At 70.5% G+C, this 4,569-nt stretch carries 6 protein-coding genes; 5 read left to right on the top strand and 1 reads right to left on the bottom strand.

What is annotated here, in order from left to right:
* Together ACWGI8_RS40160 and ACWGI8_RS40155 are read left to right on the top strand one after the other, a co-directional pair.
* The coding region (locus ACWGI8_RS40160) for a thioesterase II family protein (protein ID WP_453668388.1) at positions 1 to 610 on the top strand (610 nt) is incomplete at its 5' end.
* Positions 607 to 2,178, top strand: coding sequence for an MFS transporter (locus ACWGI8_RS40155; RefSeq protein ID WP_453668387.1), 1,572 nt, complete (start codon positions 607 to 609; stop codon positions 2,176 to 2,178). The genes ACWGI8_RS40160 and ACWGI8_RS40155, both read left to right, overlap by 4 nt.
* A 22-nt stretch (positions 2,179 to 2,200) precedes the next feature.
* Here ACWGI8_RS40155 and ACWGI8_RS40150 read toward each other — a convergent pair whose 3' ends face one another.
* Positions 2,201 to 2,635: a VOC family protein gene (locus tag ACWGI8_RS40150; RefSeq protein WP_453668386.1), complete on the bottom strand. Its 435-nt coding sequence runs from the start codon at positions 2,633 to 2,635 to the stop codon at positions 2,201 to 2,203.
* A 161-nt stretch (positions 2,636 to 2,796) separates the two neighbouring features.
* Here ACWGI8_RS40150 and ACWGI8_RS40145 point away from each other — a divergent pair, with 161 nt between their 5' ends.
* The 3 genes from ACWGI8_RS40145 to ACWGI8_RS40135 form a co-directional block, all read left to right on the top strand.
* The gene (locus ACWGI8_RS40145; RefSeq protein WP_453668385.1) at positions 2,797 to 3,489 is read left to right on the top strand and encodes a 4'-phosphopantetheinyl transferase family protein; all 693 of its coding nucleotides are present in this window, start codon (positions 2,797 to 2,799) and stop codon (positions 3,487 to 3,489) included.
* Positions 3,490 to 3,586: 97 nt separating this feature from the next.
* Positions 3,587 to 3,961: a VOC family protein gene (locus ACWGI8_RS40140; protein ID WP_453668384.1), complete on the top strand. Its 375-nt coding sequence runs from the start codon at positions 3,587 to 3,589 to the stop codon at positions 3,959 to 3,961.
* Between the two features lie 47 nt (positions 3,962 to 4,008).
* The coding region (locus tag ACWGI8_RS40135; RefSeq protein ID WP_453668383.1) for a hypothetical protein at positions 4,009 to 4,569 on the top strand (561 nt) is incomplete at its 3' end.

Raw genomic sequence — 4,569 nt, 5'->3', positions numbered from 1 at the left:
GCCGTACGCGGTCATCGGGCACAGCTTCGGCAGCGTGCTGGCGTACGAACTCACCCGGGCGATGGAGCAGAAGGGCCTCGCGCCGGGACTGCTGGCCGTCTCGGCGCGTCAGCCCCCGTGCTTCCCCGGCGAGCCGCCTTTCGGCCACCTCAGGAGCGACGCCGAGCTGCTGGAGCACCTGCTGGACATCGGCGGCATGTCGCCGCAGCTGATGAACCGGGCCGACCTCGTCCAGCCGTCGCTGCGCGCCATCCGCGCGGACCTGGAGGCGATGGAGCGGTATGAGCGGCCCCTGTCGGGCACCGGCGTGCCCATCCTGGCGCTCGGGGCCGTCGACGACCCCGTCGTCGTCGCCGAACGGCTGCACCTGTGGTCCCTGGAGACGACCGGCGGCTTCAGCCGACTGATGTTCACCGGCGGCCATTTCTACCTCTACGAGCCCGCGCACGCCGCGGCCGTCGCCCACCGCCTCGTGGCCGGCCGCCCCGGTGAACCGCACACGGGCCCCCCGTACGAGGGCCAGGTCCCTCGTCCGTCCCGCCACCCGGCATCCGCTCCGGGCGGCGATGCGAAGTACCCCTTGAAGTACCCCTTGAAGGAGACAAGTTGAGCACCATCACCGATGCCCCCCGCCAGGCCGGACCACGGGAGTGGCTGGGCCTGGCCGTGCTGGCGCTTCCCACGCTGCTGCTGTCGATCGACGTGAGCGTGCTGCACCTGGCGGTCCCGCACATCAGTGAGGGCCTGAACCCCTCGGCCTCCCAGATGCTGTGGATCATCGACGTCTACGGCTTCCTGATCGCCGGCTTCCTGGTGACCATGGGCACGCTGGGCGACCGCATCGGCCGCCGGAGGCTGCTGCTGACCGGCGCCGCCGCCTTCGGTGTCGCCTCGGTGGCCGCCGCCTACGCCAACGGCCCGGCCGCGCTGATCGCGGCACGCGCGGCGCTCGGCATCGCCGGTGCCACCCTGATGCCGTCCACCCTGGCGCTGATCAGCAACATGTTCCGTGACGCCCGGCAGCGCGGGGTGGCCATCGCCGTCTGGGTCACCATGTTCTCCGTGGGCATCGCGCTCGGCCCGGTGGTCGGCGGCGCCATGCTGGAGTACTTCTGGTGGGGTTCGGTCTTCCTGCTCGGCGTGCCCATCATGGCGCTGCTGCTGGTGGCCGGTCCGGTGCTGCTGCCGGAGTACCGCGACGAGCAGGCCGGCCGGGTCGACCTGGTCAGCGTGGCCCTGTCCCTGGCGGCGATCCTGCCGGTGATCTACGGCCTGAAGGAGATCGCCAAAGACGGGGTGTCCGCGCTGCCGCTGCTGGTCCTCGTCGCGGGCCTGCTCGTGAGTGTCGTGTTCGTCCGCCGGCAGCGCACGCTGGAGAGCCCACTGCTGGACTTCCGCCCGTTCGGCAACCCCGCGTTCCGTACGTCCCTGGTGACGCTGCTGCTGAGCATGCTGGTCGCGGGCGGCACCTACCTGTTCGTGACGCAGTACCTGCAGCTCGTCGGCGGGCTGTCGCCGATGAAGGCCGGCCTGTACCTGCTGCCCGCGGCCTTCGCGCTGATCGTGACGTCCGTCGTGTCCCCGATCGCCGCGAGCAAGTTCCGGCCCGCGTACGTCGTCGCCGTCGGCCTGGCCGTGTCGGCGCTGGGCCACGTCATGCTGGCCCTCGCGGACAGCACGTCCGGGATCGCGCAGGTCGTGACCGGCTTCGCCCTCGTGTACGCCGGCGGCGGCCCGCTCATCGCGCTGGGCACCGACATCGTGGTCGGATCGGCGCCGCCCGAGCAGGCCGGGTCCGCCGCGGCCATCTCGGAGACCAGCACCGAGCTGGGCATGGCGCTCGGAGTGGCGATCCTCGGCAGCGTCGGCACTGCTGTGTACCGCAGTCAGGTGGACGTTCCCGCCCAGGTCCCGGACGGTGCCGGTGACACTCTCGCCGTGGCGCTGGAGGCGGCGAAGGGCCTGTCCTCGGACGTGGCCGCGGCGTTCGTCGACTCGGGCCGGGCCGCGTTCACCGAAGGAATGAACGTCATAGGTGTCATCGGCGCGCTGCTGGCACTCGGGACGGCCGTGCTCGTGGCTGTCGTCATCAAGAGCCCTCCCGCGGGCGCGGCCGAGGATCCGGCCGGGGAGCCTGCGAAGACCCCTGTCGCGCCCGCGGAGCAGCCCGCCTCCTGACCCGGGAGCGGGCTGCCCGTCCTCAGGTGCCGGGGCGCTCCGTGTAGGCGGTGGCGTACTCGGCGGTGGGGGCGATGGGTGTGATGACGTCGATGAGCACACCGTCTGGGGCGGCGACGATGAAGTGCCGCTGCCCGAAGTCCTCGCTGCGCAGGGCGAGTTCGGGCTTCAGGCCGAGTCCGTCCACGAGCCGGGCGTACTCGGCGTCGACGTCGGTCACCTCGAAGTTGAGCAGGACGCCCTGGGCGGGGCGGCGGAACGCCTGCGGGATCGTCTCGTGAGCCGCGTCGACCAGGGCGAGTTCGTAGTGCGGCGGCTCGGGTCGCCGGAGGCTGACGTACCAGTCGTTCTCGAAGGTCGTCTCGAATCCGAACAGGGCCGTGTAGAACTCCACGGATTCCCGGAGCCGCGGGGTGCAGATCACCGGATAGAAGCTGGTCATGGCGGAGGACGTCATCGGGTCACCGTTCTGAGGCGGGCGCGGGTCGTTCGAGCGCGGGTGGCGTTCGTCGTGTCAACGAAGAACGCCACCCGCCGTCACGTCCGCCGGGTGTGAAAGCGGGGGGGCACATGACGGCGGAAGCACAAAGGGAACCGGACTGTCCGCAGGTGTGGGCCGTGCGGAGTTCACCTCCGTGGGACGAGGCGCTGAGCCTTTCCCTGCTGGACGCGGGAGAAAGGCGGAAGGCTCTCTCCTTCCGGCGCGAACCCGACCGTTCCCGTTACATCGCGGCGCACGCGGCACTCCGTCTGCTGCTGGCCGCGTATCTTGAATGCCACCCCGTCGACGTCCTTTTCGGACGTGAGCCGTGCGCGCGGTGCGGCGGCCCGCACGGCCGGCCCGTTCTCCTCGATCGCGAGGCCGGCCTGCATTTCTCGCTCTCCCACTCCCCGGGCCTGTCCCTCGTCGCGATCGCCGGCGTGCCCATGGGGGTGGACGCCGAGCGTGTACCCGGCCGCAGGACCGTCGAGTTGTGCCTGGAGCGCCTGCATCCGGAAGAGCGGCGCGAGGTGCTGGCGGTCCCCGAGGAGGAGCGGCCCCTGGGGTTCTGCCGGCTATGGGCGCGTAAGGAGGCCTATCTGAAGGCGCTCGGGACCGGGCTCGGCCGCGGACTGGAGCGGGACTATCTGGGACACCACGAGGGGCCCGGGGCGCCCCGGCGCCCGTCCGGCTGGATCGTTCGGAACCTGCCCTGCGGCCCTCAGAACACCACCCACGCCGCGGCCCTGGCCGTCCCGGCAGGGACCCGTGCGCCCAGCGCACCACCCGATCTGAACTGGCGTGTTCTCCAAGACGACTTGCGTGAGTAGGCGGTGGCCGCCAGGTAGCGGCCCGTGTTGACATACCGACGGTACGTCACTAGGTTTCACTCGCATACCTTCGGTACGTGACTGGAGATGGCACTACATGCTGACCAGCCCCTGTCCGGTGATCTGCACCTCACGCCTCGAGGAGTCCCGCGAGTTCTACACCAAGCTGTTCGGTTTCAAGGTCACTCACGAAACGGAGTGGTACGTCGGACTCGGCCGGCCCGGGCCGCCGCCCCGTGAACTCGCCCTTCTCGACCACACCCACCCGGCTCTCCCGGAATCACGGCGACGCCCGGTGCGCGCGGTCAGCTTCACCCTCGAAGTGGAGGGCGGGGAAAGGGAGCTGGAACGCATAGCCGCCTGCGGTGAATCGGCCGGAAGGCGATTACTCGGCACCGGAGGGCCGAATGGGAGCGACCTGATCGTCACGGATCCGAATGGAGTACGGATCCACGTCATCGCACCGAAATGACCCATCGGTGCTCGCACGAGATCGGCAGTCAAGGGGGTAGGGCAGTCATGTCCGGAAGAATCGATCCTGAGGTGGCGGTCGCGGTCATGCGCGCCGCGGGACTCGAACCACTGGAGCCTTATCCCGGGGCGAATGTGGCCTGGAACAGCCGTTGCACCAAGAACGCGCACCACGTCGCACCCACCCTCACCTCGGTGCGCATCGGCGCGAGCGCCGGATGCCGATACTGCGGACGCATCGCCGCCGGAGAGCGGCGACGGGCCGTCGGCCGGGCGCAGGCCGAGGCGGACATGCGCGCCGCGGGCTTCGAACCGCTGGAGCCGTACCCGGGGGCCAGGGTCAGATGGTCCTGCCTGCACGTCGTCTGTGGCCGTATCGTCCACCCGCGGCTTTTCGGAATACGCGCCGGAAAGGGCGGCTGCCGCGCCTGCGCGGGGCGGGCGCCGGTGGACTACGAGGCCGCCGAGGCGGAGATGCGCGCGATCGGCATGGAACCGCTGGAACCTTTCCCGGGCCGTGTGCGCGACAAGTGGATGTGCCGCTGCATGACGTGCGGTCACATCGGCGCCCCCGCTCTCAACAACATCCGCCGCGGACAGGGCGGCTGC

The sequence above is a fragment of the Streptomyces sp. NPDC054841 genome, from assembly GCF_053611045.1.
The sequence above is the reverse complement of the archived record's forward strand: the minus strand, read 5'-3'. Positions and strand labels throughout refer to the sequence as shown.